We start from the raw sequence: 19,915 nt of genomic DNA, 5'->3' as shown, positions 1-19,915 counted from the left end.
CGGGAAGGGCGTTACGAGATGATGCGGAGAGTAGCGGTTCGGTAGCTCCAGTCAATGGACTGGCCGCGGACCGGATCGCTCAGTGACATTCTGAAATCCGGGGCGGGACGCACGCCGCCGATCGCCGGAAGCGTTCCGCACAGCATGGCGGTGCCGTCCGTGAGCGGGGCTCCCTGCATGAGCTGTTCAAGCGGCAGGATCGAAGCGAGTTTTCCGTCCTGATAGGGAACCCAGCTTCCTGCTTCCTCGATCCACGATTTGAGCACAAGATCGTCAAGATGCGGGCTGACCGCTTCAAATGGCCAAAGGACATCCGCGACCGGTTTTGCGCAGATCTGCTTGGAGGCGGCGACGGAGTGGGCTTCAAGAGCGCGATCCGTATGATCCGATGCAAGGCCGAGCCAGATCCTGCCATCCTGCTTGAGCAGAAACGGCTCGGCTTCTCCCGATGTTTCCTCACCAAGCGCCTGGATCTGCGTTTCCTGCGTCAGCAGGGCGGGGGCGCACTGGTAGTAGAGCGGGACGCCTGAGGGTGCGGGTACTCCGATCGCGGCAAGTTCTTCAATATGGTGATCGACGGCGGCTCGGTCGCGGCCGGTCCAGCCGGCCACGATGAGCCTTTCGGGAGCGCCTTCCAGCACTCCGGTTTCGGTCTGAAATTTCATGACTGCTTCTCTTAGAGGGTTGACGGCAGGAACAGGGCCAGCTGCGGCATCAGGATGAGCAGGCCCACCATTGCCAGCATGGCCAGCGCGTAGGGAATGCAGCCGAGCATGACGTCGCTGAAACTGCCGGATTTGCGGGCGGCCTGAACGACGTAGAGGTTGAGCCCGACCGGCGGCGTGATCAGGGCCATCTCGACCAGAATGATCATCAGGATGCCGAACCAGATCTTGTCGTAGCCAAGCTGCACGATGATCGGAACGACGATCGGGATGGTGGCGACCATCAGCGACAGGGTCTCGATGAAAAAACCGAGCACGATGTAGATCAGGATGATCACCAGCAGCGTCTCCAGCGGACCCAGTCCCAAACCGGACAAGACGTCCTGAAGCGCGCGGCTGACGCCGGCCGCGGTCAGGGCGAAGTTGAGCACGTAGGCGCCGATGACGACCAGCATGATCATCGCGGAGGTCTTGACGGACCCGCGCAGCGCGTCCTGCAGCATCTCCCAGTTCAGCGCCCGCTGATGCGCGGCGATCAGGAGCGCGATGGCGACACCGACCGTGGCAGCTTCCGTGGGCGTCGCCCAGCCGGCGTAGATCGAGCCGACGATCGCGGCAAAGAGCCCGAAGATCGGCAGAAGATCCGCGAGGCCGTCGAGCTTTTCCTTCAGGGTGCTGGATTGGCGCGGGCCGCCCAGGGAAGGCTTGAACACGCAGATGATCACCGTGATGAGCATGAACAGCCCGGCAAGGAAAAGGCCCGGTATCAGACCCGCGAGGAACAGCTGCGGGATCGAGCTTTCCGTCAGAAAGCCGTAGACGATCAGGTTGATCGAGGGCGGGATCATGATGCCGAGCGTTCCGCCCGCGGCGATTGCGCCGGAAAAGAGTTTCGGATTGTAGCCCAGTGCCTGTGCCTGGGGCATGGCGACGGTTGCCACCGTCGCGGCGGTTGCGACCGATGAGCCGGAGGTTGCCGAGAACATGGTCGAAGTCGCGACATTGGCGTGGATCAGTCCGCCCGGCATCCAGGCGACCCACTTTTCCAGCGCCGTGTAGGTGCGCCGGGCAACGCCGCTGCGCACCAGGATCTCGCCCAGAAGCACGAACATCGGAATGGCGATCAGGGTTGCCGAGTTGGACGAGGACCAGACGATCTGGCCAAGCCCGCGCATGAGCGGGAAGGGGCTGAAGAATTCGTCGATCCCGAAGGCCAGCAGAAACAGAACGATGCCGACGGGAATGGAGAGCGTCAGGAGGCCGAGAAGGCCGACGGAGGTAAAGGCGATCATGCTTCCCCCTTTGCGCCGGCGACGGCATCCACGGCTTCGTAGTCGGAACTCAGGAAACTGACGAGAACGGATGCAAGCAGCACGCAGGCCGACAGCGCGAACCAGACCCACCCGGCCCACCACAGCGACTGCGGGAGCCAAAGGGGCGTTTCAAGCGGCGTGTTGGCGCGAGCGCCGGTCGACAGCGTCTTTTCAAGGACGCCCCAGCCCCGCCATGCAACAACGATCGCGGTGCCGGCAAGGCAGGCAAGAGAGATGGTGTCGAACACCGCCCTGCCCATGGGCACGAGGCGCTGGCGAAGCAGGTCGATGCGCACATGCGCCTGCTCCGTCAGGGCGTAGCTGATGCCCCAGCTTGTGGTCACGGCCATGACGTAGCCGGAAATTTCGTCGACACCGCCGAGCGACCCGCCCAGCCGGCGTGCAATGATCTCTATGAGCGTGAACGCGACGCAGGCAAGCAGGACCAGGCCCACGAGGATTGCCAGGCGATCATTGATCCGCCGAAGGGCGAGAGCCAGGGACGTCATCGGAAATGCCTCAGTTGGTTTCCAGTTTCACACCGGTGACCTTGCCGACGCTGTCGCTCCAGCGTGCCGCCCAGTCACCGCCCGCGCGCTCCGCCCAGTCCGGAAGCACTTCGGAGATCAGAACCTCCTTGGCCTTGGCCTGATCGGCCTCGCTGGCTTCGACCAGGATCAGACCGCGCGCATCACCATAGGGGCATTCGCCGTTGCCCGTCAGGCAGGCGACATCGTTTTCAAGGGCATTCTGGGCGGTTTCCCAGGCGGGCGCCTCGAGACCTTCCTTCACGCCTTTTTCCAGCGCGGCCTTCTGCGCGTCGGAGAGGGAGTTCCACTTGTCCAGATTGATCGCGGTCACGACCGGGTCCCAGCCGCCAAGGGGCAGCGGCATGAGATGCGTGGAGACTTCCCACCAGCCGGCATTGTAGCCGGAACCCGCCCCGGTGATGGCGCAATCGACAACACCGCGCTGCAGGGCGCCTGGCACTTCTCCGAAGCCGACATTGACACCTTCCGCACCGAGGGCTTCCAGAAACTTGGCCGTCATCCTGCCGGATGCGCGGATCTTCTTGCCCTTCAGGTCGTCAAGCGAGCCGATCTCGGCATTGCAGAAAACCACTTGCGGCGGATAGGGGGCGATCCCGAGTACCTTGGCGTTGAAGACGTCCTTGTAGATGTCGTCGACCATCGGGCGGGCGGCTTCGACAGCCTTTTGCGCGGTCGCCGCGTCCGTGGCGATCAACGGTACGTCCAGACCTTCCAGCGCAACGCTGTCCGAGACGGCGTAGTCTGCCACCGTCATGCCGACATCGAACACGCCTTGGGAGAGCATGCGGAAAACGTCGCCGCCGGCGATCCCCATCTGGTCGTGTGTGGTCAGCGCGGCGGTCAGGTCACCACCGGAGAGTTCGGGAAGCTTTTCGGTCCAGAACGGGGCTTCATACTGCTTGTGCAGCGGCAACCCGCTCCAGCTGCCGACAACGGCGAGTTCCTCGGCCTTGACGTTGGTCCCGGCGGAAATCGCGATCATGGAGATCGCGGACATCAATACCAGTCTGTTCATGTCGTTCATCCTCTGTTTTTCCAGATCTTTCAGCTAGTTATCGTTATAGGCGTAAAGCGGGGCGGTGGTTTCCGAGACGTCTGCTATCAGCATCGCGCCCGGTGCGTGCGTGATGGAAAGCGGTGGTTTCGATCTCATGATCGCCGCTTGCGGCGTGACCCCGCAGGCCCAGAAAACCGGAACTTCGCCGGGTCCGAACGCGACCGCTTCGCCCCAGTCGGGTGCATTCAGATCGGATATGCCGATCTCGGCCGGATCGCCGACATGGACCGGTGCGCCATGGGCAAGCGGAAACTTCCCGCAGATATCGAACACTTCACCGATCCGGTTTTCGGCGATCGGGCGCATGGACACGACCATGCCGCCCTTGAACGGACCGCAGGGTGCGGTCTCGATCGACGAGAGGAACATCGGCACGGTCACGTTGCTGTCGATGTGGCGCATGGCGATGCCTGCCTTGCGCAAGGCGTTTTCGAAGGTGAACGAGCAGCCGATGGCGAAGGCGACGAGATCGTCGCGCCAAAACGCGTGCAGATCGTTGACCTGCTGCTCCAGCACTCCGTGGCGGTAGATGTTGTACCGGGCGGCATCCACCCGGATGTCGACGTCAGCGCCGAGGCGTGCAATGGCGGGTTCACCTATGCGGGAAACGCCCGCCAGCGGGCAGGGCTTCGGGTTCAGCCGGCAATAGGTGTGGAAGTCATCGGCAAGGCCGGCCGGCAGGATGGCGAGATTGCACTGAAGATTGCCTTTTGCGAGACCCGCTGTGTGTCCGTTGTAGCGCCCGTCCCGGATCATCCGGCGCTGGGCCGGAAGGTCCATATCGAACAGGTCGGGAAGCTGTGCGCGCTCGCTGGTCATGTCCACCTCGAAAGTCGGTGGCAAAATGCTGCGGTCTAACTATTATCAAGTCAAATCGTGATTTTTTGTCCAAAGTGATCAATTTTTCTTATCACTTTGCGGGGGGAGCACCATGACCTTTGAGCAACTCAAGACCTTTCTAAGTGTCGCGCGGATGGGTGGCGTGCGCAGGGCAGCGGAACAGTTGAATGTCTCGCAACCGGCTGTTTCAACACGAATTTCCAGCCTTGAGACTTATCTGGGCACGGAGCTGTTCAGCCGCGTGTCGACAGGCGTCGTGCTGACCCGCCAGGGCGTTCTGCTGAGAAACCATGCCGAGCAGATCATGGAAATCATGGAACGCATCAAGGGAGAGGTCATGGCGGATGACAGTGTCAGCAGTCTTTTGCGTCTCGGCGTCGCCGAGACCGTGGCGCAGACCTGGCTGCCCGATTTCATCCGGGAGCTGCACAACCGCTTTCCCAGGCTCAAGATCGAGGTTTCGGTCGACATATCCGTGAACCTGCGCGAGATGCTGCTGGACCGGTCGCTCGACCTGACGATGCTCATGGGTCCTGTCTCGGAATACAGCGTCGACAATCTGGATCTGCCACCGTTCGAGCTGTCCTGGTACCGGCCGATCGATCTGCCGGAACCGGATCTGAGCACCACGCCGGTCATCACCTATAACCGGAACTCCCGCCCGCACCGGGAACTGACGCAGGAGCTTCGCGACAGATACGGCAGTTCCGCCCAGATCTTTCCGACGAATTCCCTGTCGACCGGGTTTGAAATGGTGGCGTCCGGCATCGGTGTCGGCATCCTGCCGCGTGTCCTCGGGCGGCGGCTCGTGGAGGAAAAGCGGATCACCACGTTCGACCCGGGCTGGCAGGCAACGCCGCTGCGCTTCACCGCGACCTATATCGGCGAACCCAGGAACGAACTGATTGAACGCGCCGCGCGGATCGCCCAGGACGTCGCCCGTGACTTCGGAGAGGCGGGGTAGGGGGCGGACAGCGCTAAGACCACAAGGGCACGCTCCGGACCGGGGATCGGGAAATCTGCCGAGTGTGCTGCGCACTCGGAACGTGCAAATTCCGCCAGATCACGATCATTCCGACGTGTGATGCACACTTCGAAGCCTTTCTTGCCAGAAAACGGGAAAAAGGACTGTTTTATCTGCGGTTAGCAGATAATCTTCCCTAGGGGTAATTTTTAACCTGATCAAGGAGGATCATTTCATGCTGAGGAGACTGATGGTTGCGGCAATCGCCGCAGCGTTGCCGGGTCTTGCCATCGCCCAGGACAGTGCCAAGCCGAATGTGCTGGTGATCTGGGGAGATGACATCGGCCAGTTCAATATCAGCGCGATCAATCGCGGCATGATGGGGTACCGGACACCGAATATCGACAGGATTGCCGCCGAAGGGGCCTATTTCACCGACTGGTACGGCCAGCAAAGCTGCACCGCAGGGCGGGCAGCCTTCATCACCGGGCAGTCGCCGATGCGCACCGGCCTCACCAAGGTGGGTCTGCCCGGTGCGCCGGAGGGCATGCAGATCGAAGATCCGACGATTGCCGGTCTGCTCAAGACCCACGGCTACGTCACCGGTCAATTCGGCAAGAACCACCTGGGCGACCGGGATGAGATGCTGCCGACCAACCATGGCTTCGACGAGTTTTTCGGCAATCTCTACCACCTCAATGCCGAGGAGGAACCGGAGCACCCGGACTATCCGAAAGATCCCGCGTTCCGGGAAAAGTTCGGCCCGCGCGGCGTCATCAAGTCCAGCGCGGACGGAACCATCGAAGACACGGGGCCGCTCACCCGCAAGCGCATGGAAACCGTGGATGAGGAAGTGACCAGCGGCGCGCTCGACTTCATGCAGCGCGCGGTCGATCAGGACAAGCCCTTCTTCCTGTGGTGGAATTCGACGCGGATGCACATCTTCACTCACCTGAAGGAGGAAAGCGAGGGCGTGACGGGCTACGGCATCTATGCGGACGGCATGGTGGAACATGACGGCCATGTCGGCCAGTTGCTCGACAAGCTCGAGGAACTGGGCATCGCCGACAACACCATCGTCATGTATTCCTCCGACAACGGCGCGGAAACATTCACGTGGCCGGATGGCGGCACCACGATGTTCAAGGGTGAGAAGAACACCCAGTGGGAGGGTGGCTTCCGCGTTCCGACGCTGATCCGCTGGCCCGGTACGATCGAGCCCGGAACCGTCGTCAACGAGATCGGCGCTCATGAAGATATGCTGCCCACCATCCTTGCTGCCGCGGGCGATCCCGATATCAAGACCCAGTTGCTTGAAGGCGGTGTCGAAGCCATCGGACGCACCTACAAGGTTCACCTCGACGGGTACGACCTGGGTCCGGCGCTGAGGGGCGAAGCGGACTGGCCACGTGAAGAGTTCATCTACTGGACCGATGACGGGTCCGTGGCAGCTCTGCGCTGGAACGACTGGAAATTCACCTATCTCAAGCAGCACGCAGAAGGCTACAAGGTCTGGACGACACCTTTCGAGGTCCTGAGGGCGCCGTCGCTCACCAATCTGCGGATGGATCCGTTCGAGCGGGCGGAAGCCGAGGACGCGATGGGATACCAGCGCTGGTGGGTCGAGCACATGTTCGTTTTTGCTCCGGCTGGCGCCTATGTCGCGCAATGGCTCTCCAGTTTTCAGGAATTCCCGCCACGACAGAAGCCGGGAAGTTTCAATCTTGACAATGTCATGGAAGCAATGACGGCCGGATCGCAGGGCAACCAGTAGTCCGGTTTCAGATCACACACTTGAGGGCAGGGCGGCACAGGCCGCCCTGTTTCGTAAAGGGTGGGCATCACGGTCCCGGCTGCGCGCAACCGTTGCTGCTGCTGTTCACAAACGCCGTTTGGCGAGTTCCCGATAAAGCGCCTCGCGTGACACGCCAAGCATGTGCGCAAGGTGCTGAATTTGCCCCTTCGGTGGAAGGTTGCCGTTGTCCGTCAACCAGGCATCGAGCCGCTGGGACACGGTTTTCAAGGATCTGATTTCTGACAACATGCGCGCCTTCTGCAGGGACACGGCGAGTTGAGCGGCCCACAAGCCGGCCAAATCGGGTGAGCTGCGCAGCACTTCGTGAAACTCGGCAACGGGTAGGGAGCGGAGGTTCGACTGGTCTCTGGCAACGCAATCACAGTGATAGACCTGCGAATACGCTGATGCCTCTGCAAGCACAAAGCCTGATACAGCCCGGTTCAGGACAAGCGACGTTCCGATGCGGGTGTGGCGTACAAGGTCCAGCTCTCCGCTCATCACAAAAAACATCGAGCGGACGGGGTCAGCCGTTCTGAACATGGTCTGACCCGCTTCCAACATCAGGGGCCGCCCATTTGCAAAGACGTCTGCGATATCAATCGACATGATAGTGATCATATGCGCAGTTCCAGCTTGCTGCTACTGGCAATCTTCACGGATGTCGAAAGGAACGAGAAATGCCTGTTGGACTGATTAGAACCCTTGTCCTTGCCCTTTCGCTGCTGCCCCTATCCGCCTGGGGTCAGGAGCACGGGCACGGGAAAGCTGCGGCTCCCTATGCAGGCATGCAGGAACGGCAGATCAAAAGCCTGTCGGACCGCGATGTTGAAGAGTTGCGCCAGGGGCGGGGGTGGGGCCTTGCCCTGCCGGCGGAATTGAATGGACATCCCGGCCCGGTGCATCTTCTGGAGTTGAAGGACGAACTGGCGCTGACCCCGGAGCAGGTCGACACCATCACGCAAATATTCGAGGACATGAAGTCCGACGCGATTGACGCAGGCGAGCGACTGATATCGGCGGAAGCGGCGCTAAGCGATGCCTTTGCCGGAAAAAGCCCGGATACAAAGAGGCTTCGCGAACTCCTCGCGGACGCAGCGCAGGCACGGGCCGAGCTCCGTTTTATCCATTTGTCACGCCATCTGTCGACGCCGGCGCTCCTTAGTCAGGACCAGATCGAGACATACAGCCTTCTGCGCGGCTACGCGTCCGATCCGTGTTCGGCGGTGCCGGAAGGGCACAATCCGGAAATGTGGCGCCGGCACAATGGCTGTGAGTAGGTGCCACGCCGTCCGGCCGCGGCATGCCGGCGCAATCGGCAGGGGATGATGCCGAAGGCGGTAAAATAGAGCGGTTGAGGGGCGCGTTGTTGCAGGTAGCATGGCAAACAGACGCGCGCAGCACGGCAGCATTGCGGAGGTCTTTACGCCAGCTCCGAGGGACGTCCTCACTTTCGACCAGTCCCTTTTCTCCCTCACCCTATGATCTGGATATTCTTCAAAATCCTCTTGTAATGTTATTTTGTTACATATACCCAATGGTGTGTTCCATTCTCATGTATTCCGTTTCCGGAGCTCAACCTTGTCACATCAGAAAAACCGATCTGCCGTCGCCGCCCTGCTGGGCGTGAGCGTACTTGCATTTTCAGCCTTTGCGATGCCGTCGCTGCCTGTTCAGGCCGCCGAGAAAACCATGCGTATCGCCGTGCCGTTCGGACCGAAGAGCAGCGTTCCGGATCCAAGGGCCCGCCAGAACGGCTGGCTCAGCAACCGTGCGGGCGTGTCGGAAACGCTGATCGGGCTCGACTATGACATGACCATGCAACCCCGGCTTGCCGACACGTTCCAGAACCTGTCGCCGACGGAATGGAAGCTGACGCTGCGCAAGGACGTGAAGTTCCATGACGGTTCGGACATGACCGCGCAGGATGTGAAGGCGTCCTTCGAGAAATTCGACATCGAGGGCCATTCCGGCCACAATCCGCGGCTTTCCAGGCTGCTCGGCATCGAGAGCATCACGGTCGAAGACGACCATACGCTGGTGTTCAAGACCAAGTCGCCGAATTCGGCATTCCTCTGGTCCCTGACCGAGCCGTCCGCAGCGGTTCTGAAAGACGGCACGGATGACTTGCCGCTGATCGGAACGGGTCCGTTCGTGTTTGTGATGGCCGAGCCAGACAAGACCTACCAGACGCGCAAGTTCGCCGACTACTGGGGCGGGGAGCCAAAGCTGGACAGGATCGTGATGGATGCGCTGTCCGACCCCTCTGTTGCGGCCTTGGCGCTGCAAGCCGGTGACGTCGACCTGGTCACCAACTACCCGGAGCCGGATTTTGCAGCCCTCAAGGACAAAGGTGAGGGCCAACTGTTCTCCAATCCGACGACACGTCTCTTTTTCTTCCAGGTCCGGACCGCTGACGGTCCACTGGCCAATGAGACGCTTCGTACCGCCGTCTCGCTCGGCCTCGATCGCGAGACGATTGTCACCGCGTCCCTGAACGGTGTCGGCGGTGAAGTCGCGAACAGCCTCTTTCCGGCAACCATGGCCTCCTGGGCGAACGGCAACCTGACGCTCGACTACGATCCGGAGAAGGCCGCGGCGCTCCTGGATGAAGCCGGTATCACGGATACCAATGGCGATGGCAACAGGGAGCTGGACGGTGAAGAGATCTCGCTGAAGATCCGGTCCTACGAGGGTCGTGCCGCGCTGCGCCCGACCCTTGAGATCACGCAGGCGCTTCTGCAGCAGATCGGCATCGGGGCCGAGATCGCGATGGGCGAGTACGACGCCAACAATGAGGCCCTGAAAGCCGGCGAGATCGACATGCATCTTCAGGCCTGGGGCACCGCGCCGCAGGGCGATCCCGACTACTTCCCGAGTACGCTGGTGGAATCGGGTGTCGGATATAATTTTTCCGGCTACTCCAACGCGGAACTGGACGCGCTCCTGAAAAAGGGCCGCGAGGATTTCGACGATGAGGTTCGCAAGGAGCACTACGACCGCATCCAAGAAATCATCAATGCAGACCTGCCGTTGATCCCGGTCTTCCACAAGACCCAGGTTTCGGTCGGAAACGGCAAAGTGGATGGTTACAGGATTCATCCTGCGGAAACCTATCTCGTGACCCCGGATCTGATACTTGCCGAGTGATGAAACCGAACTTCTGAGGCTTGAGAGCCTGTCGGCCCGTATCGGCCGGCAGGTGCTCTTGTCCGACATCAGCCTGACCATCGCGCGCGGCGACTGCCTCGCGGTCGTGGGCGGCTCAGGGGCCGGGAAATCCACGCTGTTGCGTTGCCTCATGGGCCTGACCCGTCCGGCGAAACCGTTCGCCGGCCGGCTTCAATTCAACGGTCAGCACATCGATTTCTCAGATCCCGGCAAGAACAAGCGGCCTCGCGGGATCGGTTATGTTCCGCAGAACCCGGACCATGGGTTCGATCCTCTCAAGCGCCTGACATGGCAATGGCGGCAGGCGGCCCGGGTCGTCACCGGCCGTGGCAGGGTTTCCGGGACGCAGGCACAGCTTCTTGAAGAGCTTGGACTGAAGCCGTTCGAAAGATGTTTTCCCCATGAATGGAGCCGCGGCATGCAGCAGCGCCTTCTTCTGGCCATGGCCCTGATGGGCGAACCGAAGCTGCTTGTGCTGGACGAGCCGACGTCTGCCCTTGATCCGCTGATTGCCGCCCAGGTTCTGCGCGCGGTGATGCGGCACGCCGAAACATGCGGTGTCGCGGTTCTGATTGTCACGCACGACCTCTCCCTTGCAGCGCGATACGCGAATCGGGCGGTTATCCTGAATGCCGGCCGTGTGGCGGAATGTGGTGAAACCGCCACCCTTCTGAAGGATCCGCAATCCGAGTATGGCCGCCTGCTTGTGCAACATCGGGAGTGGATCACCCTTGAAGGTGCCATGACGTCACGTTCCATCGCTGCGGAATGATTGCAGATGCTGCTTGTCGATAAACTTGACCTGACGATTGTCGGGAAAACGATCCTTGAGGATGTTTCCTTCTCCGTTGGCGCGGGGCAGACACTGTGTATTGCCGGTGAAAGCGGCTCGGGCAAAAGCAGCCTGCTCAAGGCGATGAACGGTCTGATGCCCGCGCGCTTCGACCGGCTTTCCTTCCACCCGAAGGATCACGCACACGTCCTCCACAAGGGCAAGTGGCAGGGTGGACCCGGATTGAACGGCAGCAGATGGGTGATGCAGGACCCGATCGCCGCCTTGAACCCCAAGGCGGCGCTGGGCGCGTCGATCGGTGAAAGCATCCATCTCAAAAGGCCGGCCGCGACGGATCTTGCCGATGCGGTTTCAGCTGCGCTCGCCGATGTTGAACTCCCTGCCGGAATGGCGACGCGCAAACCGTCCGAGGTCTCTCTGGGACAGGCCCAGCGCGCCTGCCTTGCCCGCGCCTTGATCGCCCGGCCATCACTCATCTTCTTTGACGAACCGCTCAGCGCCCTTGACGCGATTGTGCAGAAACAGATCGCGGCGACCATGAAGCGCATCCAGCAGCGATTTCGCATCGCCTTCGTGATTGTGACCCATGATCTCGGTTTCGCGGCGGCTTTTGCGGATCAGATGCTGGTGCTCCGGAACGGCAAAGTGGAAGCGTATCAGCCGGCGAAGTTGTTTTTTGAAACACCGGCAAGCCGGTATTGTGCCGATCTTGTCGAGGCGGCGCGGGATCTGGGAAGCCTGCCGCCGGCACGAGAAGAGGCCCAGAGTCACGGGGAGGCGATACTGTGAGCACAGGGGCGTTTCGTCTGTCCGGGCCAATTGGCTCACTTGCTAAACGGCTGTCCGGCCTCATGGCCGTCCTTCTCGGGGTCAGTTTCATCACGTTCACGATGACCTATTTCGCCCCCGGTGACAAAGCGGCTGCGATCGCCCATGCGCGCTATCCTGAAACCCAGAGTTTCCCTCCTGAAATCCTGGAAGGCATTCGCGCGGAATTCTCGCTGAACGAACCCTTCCTGGTCCAGTTCTTCCAGTGGCTTTTGCGGTTTGTCCAGGGAGACTTCGGCAATTCTTTTGCGTCCAACATTCCTGTCTGGGATGTCTTTGCCGCCAATATCGCCGAGACGCTGACGCTCACCGCCGTCTCTCTCGTGATCGGGCTGGTGGCCGCGTTTTGCCTGAGCGCCGTTTCAGTCTGGCGTCCGGGCAGTCTCGCCGACCGGTTGGCGGTCGCGCTTGCCTCTATTGGCGCTGCGATGCCGAATTACTGGCTCGGCCTTCTGCTGATCCTGCTCTTTGCCGCCCACCTCAACTGGCTGCCCGCCTACGGGACCGGGACACCGGCTCATATCGTCCTGCCCGCAGTGACGCTCGCCTTCTGGATTACCGCGTCGCAGACACGCCTTTTGCGCGCGTTTTTCCTGGAAGCGAAATCTGCGCCTTACATTGAAACTCTCAGATTGCGGGGTGTCAGCGAGAGCGAGATCTTCTGGCGTCACGTCATGCGCCATGCGGCTGTTCCGGCGCTCACCATGATCGGCCTCGATGTGGCTGCGCTGCTTGAGGGAACGGTCATTGTCGAGCTGACCTTCGCCCGCGGCGGCGTCGGCTCGCTGCTGGCCGGGGCCGTGCTGTCCAGGGACTATCCGCTTATCCTGTTTCTGGTGATGTTCTTCGCGCTGGCCTATGTCCTGATCAACTCCCTGATCGAGATCATTCAGGACGTGCTTGATCCGAAGTCACGTCTATTGGGGTCTGCTGTCAAGGAGGCCCGGTCATGACAATTGCCGACACTCCGATCCTATCCGAGCAGGTTGACCTCAAAAAGAAACTGCAAAATCGCAGCCTGAAGCGGTTCCTGGCACGTTTGTGCGGCGGTTTGCTTGTTGTGGCTGTGCTGGTCTGTGCCGGCTTCTTCCTCACGCCTTACGACCCGAACACGCCGGACTTCTTGAACCGGCTCTCCCCGCCGTCGGCGGCGCACTGGTTCGGAACGGACCAGCTTGGCCGGGATGTGGCGACACGATTGCTCTACGGCGGGCTTTGGTCCATCGGCCTGGCCCTCCTGATCACACTGTTCGGCGCGATTGCCGGCACCATTATCGGTCTCGCGGCCGGCCATTTCGGCCGTGTTGCCGACACAGCGTTGATGCGCATGACCGACAGCTTCTTCGCCTTTCCGGAACTGATCGCCGCCATCACCATCGCGGGTGTCCTCGGGCCGAGCACGGCGAACATGGTGCTGGCGCTGATCCTTGTCGGCTGGATGCGGTTTGCGCGCCTGGCTCGCAGTCTGAGCGTGGAGATCGCACACCGCGACTTCGTCACCCAGGCCCGGCTCAACGGCCTGCCGTCCAGGCTGATCCTGTGGCGTCACGTTCTGCCGAATGTCGGCCCCAGCCTCCTGGTGCTGTGGACCAATTCCTGGTCGCGAACCATTCTGTCGATCTCCGGTTTGAGTTTCCTGGGGTTTGGGGTACAGCCGCCAGATGCCGAGTGGGGGGCGATGCTGCTGGACGGCAAGGCCTATATGCAGACGGCGCCGCATCTCATGATCTTTCCGGGCCTTGCAATCCTTGTTTCCGTTCTGGCGATCAACCTGACCGGTGACCAGCTGCGTGATCTGCTCGGCGGCAGCGCAACTTCGGATTAGAAATGTCGATTGATTACAAGGGGATCGGCCTGCGGGTCGGTGCCACGTTCTTCTTCACGCTGATGGTGCTTTTCATCAAGTGGCTTGCCGACGAGGTTCCGGTCGGTCAGGTCGTGTTTTACCGGAGCGCGTTCGCCCTGATCCCGCTCGTCCTGTTCCTGATGTGGACGCGCGAGTTTCCGTCCGGGCTCAGAACGAAACGCCCAGGCAGCCACGTCGCCCGCTGCATCCTGGGCTGCCTTGCCATGTTTGCCAGTTTCGCGAGCCTGAAATATCTGCCGTTGTCCCATGCCTCGATCATCGGCTACATGGCGCCGATCCTTGCTGTTGTCCTGGCCGGGATCCTGCTGAAGGAAACAGTTACGCCCGCGCGCTGGTTCGGGGTCCTGTTCGGCTTTCTCGGAATGCTGGTGCTCATCCTGCCCACGGCCTCAAGCGCTGATGTCGACATGACTTACCTGACAGGCGTCGGCCTGGCGCTTGCAATGGCGGTTCTGACCGCCGGTGCCAAGATCCAGATCCGCAGTCTTGCGCTGACCGAAAATGCCGGGGCGATCGCCTTCTACTTCGCGCTGACATGCACGCTCGCGGGACTTGCGACACTGCCGGCCGGATGGGCAACGCCCAGCTGGACCCAGCTCGGCCTTCTGGTCTGCACCGGATTTGCGGGAGGGATCGCGCATATCCTGATGACCCTGAGTTATCAGTACAGCGAAATCTCGAAACTCGCCGCCTTTGAGTATCTGGCGCTGATATTCGCAGTCATCGCCGATGCGCTCTTTTTCGAACTTCTCCCCGAACCTGCATTCTACGCCGCGGCTGCCTGCATCATCGGCGCGACGCTGGTGGTGGCGCTGAAGGACAAGGCGCCAAAGCCGTCAGCGGCTTAGGTTCGAGGTGATCCCGGATTCAGGGTATTTCCGGTTTGCAGCGGATTCTGGAGTACGCGCACCACAGCGGTGCGCGCGAGGAGTGCGGAAGCCAACTTGGTTCCGCTTGGCAATTCTACGAGTGGCGGGCCACGCGTACGTTGGCTAATGTATTTAAAACGTTACACGAATACGGGCAACATACGACTGACTAAACGGCCTGGAGGGCGTTTCGGGCGGGTGTTCCCTCGGAACGAGGGGAGTGCGACCGGAGGACTGCCTGACTTTCATGAGCGCGTCTTCGCGGGTGCGCGGAACGCCGTGACAGGGGAAAGTGGAACAGCACGATGATGTATTTCGCTCTTTTTGTTCTGATCGTTCTGGGCCTGTCCGCCGTTGCGATTTGGGTGTTCCTGGCAATCGCGCCCGGACGCATTGCCGATCAGCGCGGTCATCGACGCGCAGATGCCGTGAGGGTGTGCGGATACTGGGGTGCACTGACACTCGGTATCCTGATGCCGCTTGCCTTCATCTGGGCCTATGCGGACGGCGCGGCCGGGGCGGCGGAGCGTGACGCCGGGAACAAGGCATGATTGTTTTTCTGACGCTCTGTTACTGCGCCCTTCTTGCCGGCCTGGTGAAGTTCAAGATCATACCCTTCAACACGTTCTGGAAACTCTCGCCCGTCCTCTGGATGCTCGTGCTGTTCGTGGTCCTGTTCATTCCGATGCAGTGGGGTGCGCCTTCAGGCCCGATCCGGCTTTACCAGAACGTTGTCGAGATTGTTCCGAATGTCACCGGTGAAGTCACAGAGGTTCCGGCCGAGCCGCTGGTGCCGATTGCCGCGGGCGCGGAACTCTTCAAGATTGATCCGACCCCGTTTCAGGCGGCCGTCGATCAGAGCCGTGCAGCTCTGGCGGAGGCCCGGCAGGCAGTACCGCAACTGGGTGCGGCCCTTGAAGCGGCCCAGGCAGCCGTCGCGGAAGCCGAGGCACTGCGAGACCGGTCCAAGGACGAATTCGAGCGCTATCAAACCGCCAATGAAAGCGCCAGATCGGAGGGCAACAGGAGCCTCGCCTTCAGCGAGAGCGATGTGGAGCAACGCCGGCTCACCTATGTCGCATCGGAAGCTACGCTTTCGCGTGCGGTCGCAACGGCGGAACAGGCGCGTCTCGCCTATACCTCGAACATCGATGGTGTGAATACGACCGTGGCACGTCTCGAAGCGGAGCTGCGACGGGCAGAATTCGACCTCGAGCAGACCATCGTGCGCGCCCCGTCCGATGGCTACGTCGTCAGCCTGACCCTTCAGGCCGGACAACGCGTTGCCAACTTGCCGCTTCGGTCCTGGATGGCGTTCGTGCCCTTTGAACAGCGCCGTCTGGTGGTCGCGATCCCGCAATCCCGGTTGCGCTACGTGCGCCAGGGCCAACAAGCCGAGGTTACGTTCGCTCATTTCCCGGGGCAGATTTTTGGTGCCGTTGTCGAAGAGGTCGTCCCCATCAACGCGGCGGCCCAGATCCCTCCGAACGGTGTGCTGCCTTCGCTGGCGCAGCTTTCCGGTCCGAACGAACTGATGGGTGTTGTTCTTAAGCTTACGGATCGCGCCGACCTTTATTCCGAGATCCCGGCCGGGGCGGGCGGAACGGCGGCGATCTACACAAGTTCGGTACAGTCGACACACATCATTCGCAAAGTGATGATCCGGATGGATGCCTGGCTGAACTACATCATCCCGAATTGACCCTGCCGAATGGGGTCCGGTCCACGGAGCCGTTCTTCGCGAAACCGGACACGGTCGTCACCATTTGCCGGCTCGAGCCCAAATTGCTTTCGCAATGGCAAGATTCGGACAAGAATGAAGACTTGACGTCACCGTGCTCCCGGGCAGTCGGTTGGGCGACAGTGTGAGAGAGCGCAGTCTGCAATGACATCTGATACCGCATTCGTTTTTGTCCTGATCGGGGTGGCCGCCGTCCTCATGGCGAGCAACCGGGTGCGCTATGATCTTGTCGCCCTCCTGGTCGTCGTCTCGCTGGTCCTGGGGAATGTTCTCACCGTCGGTCAGGCCCTGTCTGGTTTCGGCAGTTCCGTGGTGATTCTGGTGGCCTGTCTGCTGGTGGTCGGCGAGATGCTGCAGCGGACCGGCGTGGCGCGGTCCGTCGGCGACCTGATCCTGAAACGGGGCGGGACGAACGAAACCCGGCTCATGATCCTGTTGATGGTCAGCGCGGGGTTTCTCGGCAGCGTGATGAGTTCCACGGCCGTCGTCGCAATTTTTATTCCCATCGTTCTGCGCATTGCAGCGGAGACCGGCCTGGACAAGTCGCGCCTGCTGTTGCCGATGTCCTATGCAGCCCTGATCAGCGGCATGCTGACATTGATCGCGACCACCCCGAACCTCGTCGTCAGCGATGAACTCGTGGCGCAAGGGTACCAGGCACTGGGGTTCTTTTCGTTTTTCCCGCTCGGTGTTCTCATTCTCGCGGCGACGATCGCCTACATGCTCCTGTGGGGGCGCCACCTGCTCGGCTCGCGCGAACCGGCACAGACGACGAAACGCAAGCGTCCGGCCCGCGCAGCGGCGGAACTCTGGATGACCTACCAGATCGGCGGGGAGGTCTACGACTACTGGGTCGGCGGTCCGGTCTCCATCGACGAGATCCGTGAATTCAGAGCGCAGGGCGTGAACTTTGTTGCCCGCCGCCGGCGCGACCGCAACCGGGAGCGGGAAACGGTCCTTTTTCGCGACGGCATGGAACTGAGGCGTGACGACCTGGTCCTCGTCAACGGGCCGCAGGAGGTCCTTGATGCAATCGCCGCGCGGCCGGATTTCACCCGCAGGTCCGCGCTCGGCGTGAGGCCCGAGGACTGGCAGGACAGCCTGGGCATTGCCGACATCATGGTACACCCGGAAGCGACGGTGATCGGCGAAAAGCCGGAAGAAGCCCTCTCTCATGATGCGCGCGAACTGGATGCGCTCGGCTTCCTGAGGGGCGGAGAACCGGTGGAAGACGTCAAGGATACACAGTTGAAGGCGGGAGACCGGCTCCTGGTGCTCGGTCCCTGGGACGAGCTTGACACGCTTGTGGAGCAGCGGGACGATTTCGTGCTTCTGGCCTATCCGAAGGAGCGGCAGGATGCGGTGCCCAACCTGCCGAAATACGGCGTTGCGGTTGGCATCCTAGCTGCGATGGTCGTGCTGAGCGCGCTCAATCTCGTTCCCGTCACAATCGCCGTTCTGCTGGCCGCACTCGCTGCGATCCTCTTCAGGACCATGAGCGCGGAAGATGCCTATGCATCCATCAGCCTGCCGACGCTTGTCCTGATCGCGGGGATGCTGCCGCTGGCAAACGCTCTTGAGGTGACCGGAGGGTCGGAACTGATCGTCGGCTTCCTGCTGGATGTTGTCGGAGAGGCCAACCCGAGCGTCATGGCCGGAGCCCTGTTTCTCCTGACCGCTCTGCTCGGTCTCGTGCTGTCCAACACCGCCTCGGCGGTACTGGTTGTGCCGATCGCGATCACGGCGGCCGAAACGGTGCAGGTGTCGCCATATCCCTTCGCGATTTCCGTGCTGATTGCAGCCTCCGCGGCCTTTTCCACGCCTGTCTCGACGCCGGTGGTCACGCTGGTCGTGACCCCGGGCGGATATTCCTTTTCGGATTTTCTCAAGCTCGGTATTCCGCTCACGATCCTGACCGGCATCATCACGGTCGTCACCGCGCCGCTGTTCTTTCCGTATTGAGGCGAAGCGCGAGCAGATGTCACCGTCAGCTGTTCACGCCGGGCCGGAAACGGTAATGACCGGTGATGGGAAAGTCGAACAGGCGATCTTCCAGGCGGGTTCCCGCTCCGATGTTGTGAATGACAAGCGGGCGCTTGCCGTCCTGTGAGCGGTAGTGGGTTACGATCGCGATGTGGGGCAGGTTGCCGGGCAGCATCTGGGAGACGATGTCCCCGGGAAGGTAGTCGGACGGGTCGTTGCTCAACGGAAGCGACGCCGCCTTGCGCTCGAAGAACGTCCTGAGATTGGGGACACGGCGGTGGTCGATGTTCCTGTCGGGGCGTTTCAACCCCCAGATCTTCGGGTACGCCCTGAAATCGCGCGTCATGTCCGCGTTGACCTCTTCCTGCAGGTCAAAGTCGAAAGCGTCGCGATAGGCGCGGATGAGGACATCCGTGCAAACGCCGCGTTCGCGCGGGAGGTCGCCGTTGGGAAAGGAGAGGCCGACATAGGCGGGGTCGTATATGACGGTGATGCCGATCTGGTCTTCTGCGGCCGAAATCAGTTTTTCGGCCCAGGGTTCCGCCTCAAGCGGATCGCGCTGAAAATTGATCCGGACAAGGGGGGGGCTGTTGTAAGCGATTGCGTCTTGCGCAATCTGCAGGCCCGCTTCGAGCTGCCCCGGTATCATGGCCGTGGCCGCCAGACCGCCTCCGGCAACACACCCCGCTCCGATCAGAAACTCTCTGCGTTTCATCCGCCATCCATTTTTCACGCCCAACTCCCGAAATAAGCGGATTCTGAGTCAGGAATGGGGCGGGCGGGGGATTTTTTGCCGACTGTCCTGATCGCGGCGTTGTTCGGAGGTGACGTAGAGAGAGAAATAGATGAATAAATCTATCTTGGGTTGAAGTGCATATGTATTTTTTGCGATCATGGATTTTCTGCTTTGTCCGATGGGGAGGATGGCACCATGAATTCTGCTGACAATTTGAACGCCCTGAAACGCTGCTACGAACTGTGGAATGATACCAAAGGTGAGAGCGTCGATGCATGGCTGGACCTTTTTGACGACACCGTTGATTTCCGTTCTCTGGCCATGGCACAGGATCCAAGCGTCGATTTCACCAAACCCTGCTGCAGCAAGAACGAGGTGATCCAGTACCTTTCCGGACTGAAAGCCGACTGGTCGATGCAGCACTACACGATCGACGAATATGTCGTCGATGGCGACCGGATCTGTGCCTACGGCTCAACGGCCTGGACGAACAGGAATACCGGCACGCTGCTGGACACGCCGAAGCTGGATTTCGTGAAGTTCAAGGATGGAAAGATCGTATTCTTCTACGAATTCTACGACACAGCCGGGCTCATTTCGGCGGCGCGCGGCTGAGGCGGACGTCCGGATTGACCATGCCCACCTGAATGCGTGATTGGTGAGGTCTCCATTGCCGCATCTCTGCAAATGCGCGCACGCCGGTGCGCCTTGCATGACGACGGCGGCGCGCTGGATGCAATAC

At 61.0% G+C, this 19,915-nt stretch carries 19 protein-coding genes and 1 pseudogene; 13 read left to right on the top strand and 7 right to left on the bottom strand.

Annotation, left to right across the window (positions count from 1 at the left end):
• Positions 1 to 11 precede the first annotated feature (11 nt).
• From ACO07N_RS25895 to ACO07N_RS25875, 5 genes are read right to left on the bottom strand one after another with little or no spacing between them, the layout of a single operon-like run.
• Positions 12 to 665: a DUF2848 domain-containing protein gene (locus ACO07N_RS25895; RefSeq protein WP_421983759.1), complete on the bottom strand. Its 654-nt coding sequence runs from the start codon at positions 663 to 665 to the stop codon at positions 12 to 14.
• An 11-nt stretch (positions 666 to 676) separates the two neighbouring features.
• A complete protein-coding gene (locus ACO07N_RS25890; protein WP_421983758.1) occupies positions 677 to 1,957 on the bottom strand; it encodes a TRAP transporter large permease in 1,281 nt (426 codons plus the stop codon).
• Positions 1,954 to 2,487: a TRAP transporter small permease subunit gene (locus ACO07N_RS25885; protein WP_421983757.1), complete on the bottom strand. Its 534-nt coding sequence runs from the start codon at positions 2,485 to 2,487 to the stop codon at positions 1,954 to 1,956. Before ACO07N_RS25885 ends, ACO07N_RS25890 begins: the two co-directional genes overlap by 4 nt.
• A 10-nt stretch (positions 2,488 to 2,497) precedes the next feature.
• Positions 2,498 to 3,544, bottom strand: coding sequence for a TRAP transporter substrate-binding protein (locus tag ACO07N_RS25880; protein ID WP_421983756.1), 1,047 nt, complete (start codon positions 3,542 to 3,544; stop codon positions 2,498 to 2,500).
• Positions 3,545 to 3,577: 33 nt separating this feature from the next.
• A complete protein-coding gene (locus ACO07N_RS25875) occupies positions 3,578 to 4,405 on the bottom strand; it encodes a putative hydro-lyase (protein WP_421983755.1) in 828 nt (275 codons plus the stop codon).
• A gap of 112 nt (positions 4,406 to 4,517) precedes the next feature.
• Here ACO07N_RS25875 and ACO07N_RS25870 point away from each other — a divergent pair, with 112 nt between their 5' ends.
• The gene (locus ACO07N_RS25870; protein ID WP_319382815.1) at positions 4,518 to 5,390 is read left to right on the top strand and encodes a LysR family transcriptional regulator; all 873 of its coding nucleotides are present in this window, start codon (positions 4,518 to 4,520) and stop codon (positions 5,388 to 5,390) included.
• A 235-nt stretch (positions 5,391 to 5,625) separates the two neighbouring features.
• Entirely contained in the window at positions 5,626 to 7,164 is a 1,539-nt protein-coding gene (locus ACO07N_RS25865) for an arylsulfatase (RefSeq protein WP_421983754.1), read from the top strand.
• A gap of 105 nt (positions 7,165 to 7,269) precedes the next feature.
• Here ACO07N_RS25865 and ACO07N_RS25860 read toward each other — a convergent pair whose 3' ends face one another.
• Positions 7,270 to 7,794 (bottom strand): Crp/Fnr family transcriptional regulator, encoded by a 525-nt coding sequence (locus ACO07N_RS25860; protein ID WP_421983753.1) that lies wholly within the window; start codon positions 7,792 to 7,794, stop codon positions 7,270 to 7,272.
• A gap of 71 nt (positions 7,795 to 7,865) precedes the next feature.
• Here ACO07N_RS25860 and ACO07N_RS25855 point away from each other — a divergent pair, with 71 nt between their 5' ends.
• The 10 genes and pseudogenes from ACO07N_RS25855 to ACO07N_RS25810 all read left to right on the top strand — a co-directional run bounded on the left by ACO07N_RS25855 (position 7,866) and on the right by ACO07N_RS25810 (position 18,416).
• Positions 7,866 to 8,465 (top strand): Spy/CpxP family protein refolding chaperone, encoded by a 600-nt coding sequence (locus ACO07N_RS25855; protein WP_421983752.1) that lies wholly within the window; start codon positions 7,866 to 7,868, stop codon positions 8,463 to 8,465.
• A gap of 301 nt (positions 8,466 to 8,766) precedes the next feature.
• Positions 8,767 to 10,335 (top strand): ABC transporter substrate-binding protein, encoded by a 1,569-nt coding sequence (locus ACO07N_RS25850; protein WP_421983751.1) that lies wholly within the window; start codon positions 8,767 to 8,769, stop codon positions 10,333 to 10,335.
• 70 nt (positions 10,336 to 10,405) lie between these two features.
• Positions 10,406 to 11,128: pseudogene (locus ACO07N_RS25845) on the top strand (ATP-binding cassette domain-containing protein); the annotation flags it as partial.
• Between the two features lie 6 nt (positions 11,129 to 11,134).
• Positions 11,135 to 11,938 (top strand): ABC transporter ATP-binding protein, encoded by an 804-nt coding sequence (locus ACO07N_RS25840; protein ID WP_421983750.1) that lies wholly within the window; start codon positions 11,135 to 11,137, stop codon positions 11,936 to 11,938.
• On the top strand, positions 11,935 to 12,930 hold the full coding sequence (locus ACO07N_RS25835) for an ABC transporter permease (protein ID WP_421983749.1): 996 nt from the start codon (positions 11,935 to 11,937) through the stop codon (positions 12,928 to 12,930). The genes ACO07N_RS25840 and ACO07N_RS25835 overlap by 4 nt, the downstream gene beginning before the upstream one ends.
• Positions 12,927 to 13,802 (top strand): ABC transporter permease, encoded by an 876-nt coding sequence (locus tag ACO07N_RS25830; RefSeq protein WP_421983748.1) that lies wholly within the window; start codon positions 12,927 to 12,929, stop codon positions 13,800 to 13,802. Before ACO07N_RS25835 ends, ACO07N_RS25830 begins: the two co-directional genes overlap by 4 nt.
• Positions 13,803 to 13,804: 2 nt before the next feature.
• Positions 13,805 to 14,692 carry a DMT family transporter gene (locus ACO07N_RS25825; protein WP_421983747.1) on the top strand — a complete coding sequence of 296 codons (888 nt, stop codon included), beginning with the start codon at positions 13,805 to 13,807 and terminating at the stop codon, positions 14,690 to 14,692.
• Positions 14,693 to 15,018: 326 nt separating this feature from the next.
• Positions 15,019 to 15,264, top strand: coding sequence for a DUF3302 domain-containing protein (locus ACO07N_RS25820; protein ID WP_421983746.1), 246 nt, complete (start codon positions 15,019 to 15,021; stop codon positions 15,262 to 15,264).
• Positions 15,261 to 16,415 (top strand): HlyD family secretion protein, encoded by a 1,155-nt coding sequence (locus ACO07N_RS25815; RefSeq protein ID WP_421983745.1) that lies wholly within the window; start codon positions 15,261 to 15,263, stop codon positions 16,413 to 16,415. Before ACO07N_RS25820 ends, ACO07N_RS25815 begins: the two co-directional genes overlap by 4 nt.
• 183 nt (positions 16,416 to 16,598) lie before the next feature.
• Positions 16,599 to 18,416, top strand: a complete 1,818-nt coding sequence (locus ACO07N_RS25810) for an SLC13 family permease (RefSeq protein WP_421983744.1) — start codon at positions 16,599 to 16,601, stop codon at positions 18,414 to 18,416.
• 25 nt (positions 18,417 to 18,441) lie between these two features.
• Here ACO07N_RS25810 and ACO07N_RS25805 read toward each other — a convergent pair whose 3' ends face one another.
• The gene (locus tag ACO07N_RS25805; RefSeq protein ID WP_421983743.1) at positions 18,442 to 19,152 is read right to left on the bottom strand and encodes a DUF1287 domain-containing protein; all 711 of its coding nucleotides are present in this window, start codon (positions 19,150 to 19,152) and stop codon (positions 18,442 to 18,444) included.
• A 216-nt stretch (positions 19,153 to 19,368) separates the two neighbouring features.
• On the opposite strand from ACO07N_RS25805, the gene ACO07N_RS25800 reads away from it, so the two are divergent.
• Complete coding sequence (locus ACO07N_RS25800) at positions 19,369 to 19,788, top strand: nuclear transport factor 2 family protein (RefSeq protein ID WP_421983742.1); 420 nt, start codon at positions 19,369 to 19,371, stop codon at positions 19,786 to 19,788.
• Positions 19,789 to 19,915 lie beyond the last annotated feature (127 nt).

The sequence above is a fragment of the Roseibium sp. genome (genome assembly GCF_965229775.1).
Lineage (GTDB): Bacteria > Pseudomonadota > Alphaproteobacteria > Rhizobiales > Stappiaceae > Roseibium.
This window is presented reverse-complemented; position numbering and strand designations above follow the sequence as displayed.

Bases quoted from the DNA above. Each gene is read 5' to 3' on its own strand.
- ACO07N_RS25830 (WP_421983748.1), top strand. From the start codon at position 12,927: ATGACAATTGCCGACACTCCGATCCTATCCGAGCAGGTTGACCTCAAA.
- ACO07N_RS25870 (WP_319382815.1), top strand. From the start codon at position 4,518: ATGACCTTTGAGCAACTCAAGACCTTTCTAAGTGTCGCGCGGATGGGT.
- ACO07N_RS25875 (WP_421983755.1), bottom strand. From the start codon at position 4,405: ATGACCAGCGAGCGCGCACAGCTTCCCGACCTGTTCGATATGGACCTT.
- ACO07N_RS25810 (WP_421983744.1), top strand. From the start codon at position 16,599: ATGACATCTGATACCGCATTCGTTTTTGTCCTGATCGGGGTGGCCGCC.
- ACO07N_RS25865 (WP_421983754.1), top strand. From the start codon at position 5,626: ATGCTGAGGAGACTGATGGTTGCGGCAATCGCCGCAGCGTTGCCGGGT.
- ACO07N_RS25805 (WP_421983743.1), bottom strand. From the start codon at position 19,152: ATGAAACGCAGAGAGTTTCTGATCGGAGCGGGGTGTGTTGCCGGAGGC.
- ACO07N_RS25820 (WP_421983746.1), top strand. From the start codon at position 15,019: ATGATGTATTTCGCTCTTTTTGTTCTGATCGTTCTGGGCCTGTCCGCC.
- ACO07N_RS25815 (WP_421983745.1), top strand. From the start codon at position 15,261: ATGATTGTTTTTCTGACGCTCTGTTACTGCGCCCTTCTTGCCGGCCTG.
- ACO07N_RS25895 (WP_421983759.1), bottom strand. From the start codon at position 665: ATGAAATTTCAGACCGAAACCGGAGTGCTGGAAGGCGCTCCCGAAAGG.
- ACO07N_RS25825 (WP_421983747.1), top strand. From the start codon at position 13,805: ATGTCGATTGATTACAAGGGGATCGGCCTGCGGGTCGGTGCCACGTTC.
- ACO07N_RS25860 (WP_421983753.1), bottom strand. From the start codon at position 7,794: ATGTCGATTGATATCGCAGACGTCTTTGCAAATGGGCGGCCCCTGATG.
- ACO07N_RS25880 (WP_421983756.1), bottom strand. From the start codon at position 3,544: ATGAACAGACTGGTATTGATGTCCGCGATCTCCATGATCGCGATTTCC.
- ACO07N_RS25890 (WP_421983758.1), bottom strand. From the start codon at position 1,957: ATGATCGCCTTTACCTCCGTCGGCCTTCTCGGCCTCCTGACGCTCTCC.
- ACO07N_RS25800 (WP_421983742.1), top strand. From the start codon at position 19,369: ATGAATTCTGCTGACAATTTGAACGCCCTGAAACGCTGCTACGAACTG.
- ACO07N_RS25885 (WP_421983757.1), bottom strand. From the start codon at position 2,487: ATGACGTCCCTGGCTCTCGCCCTTCGGCGGATCAATGATCGCCTGGCA.
- ACO07N_RS25840 (WP_421983750.1), top strand. From the start codon at position 11,135: ATGCTGCTTGTCGATAAACTTGACCTGACGATTGTCGGGAAAACGATC.
- ACO07N_RS25855 (WP_421983752.1), top strand. From the start codon at position 7,866: ATGCCTGTTGGACTGATTAGAACCCTTGTCCTTGCCCTTTCGCTGCTG.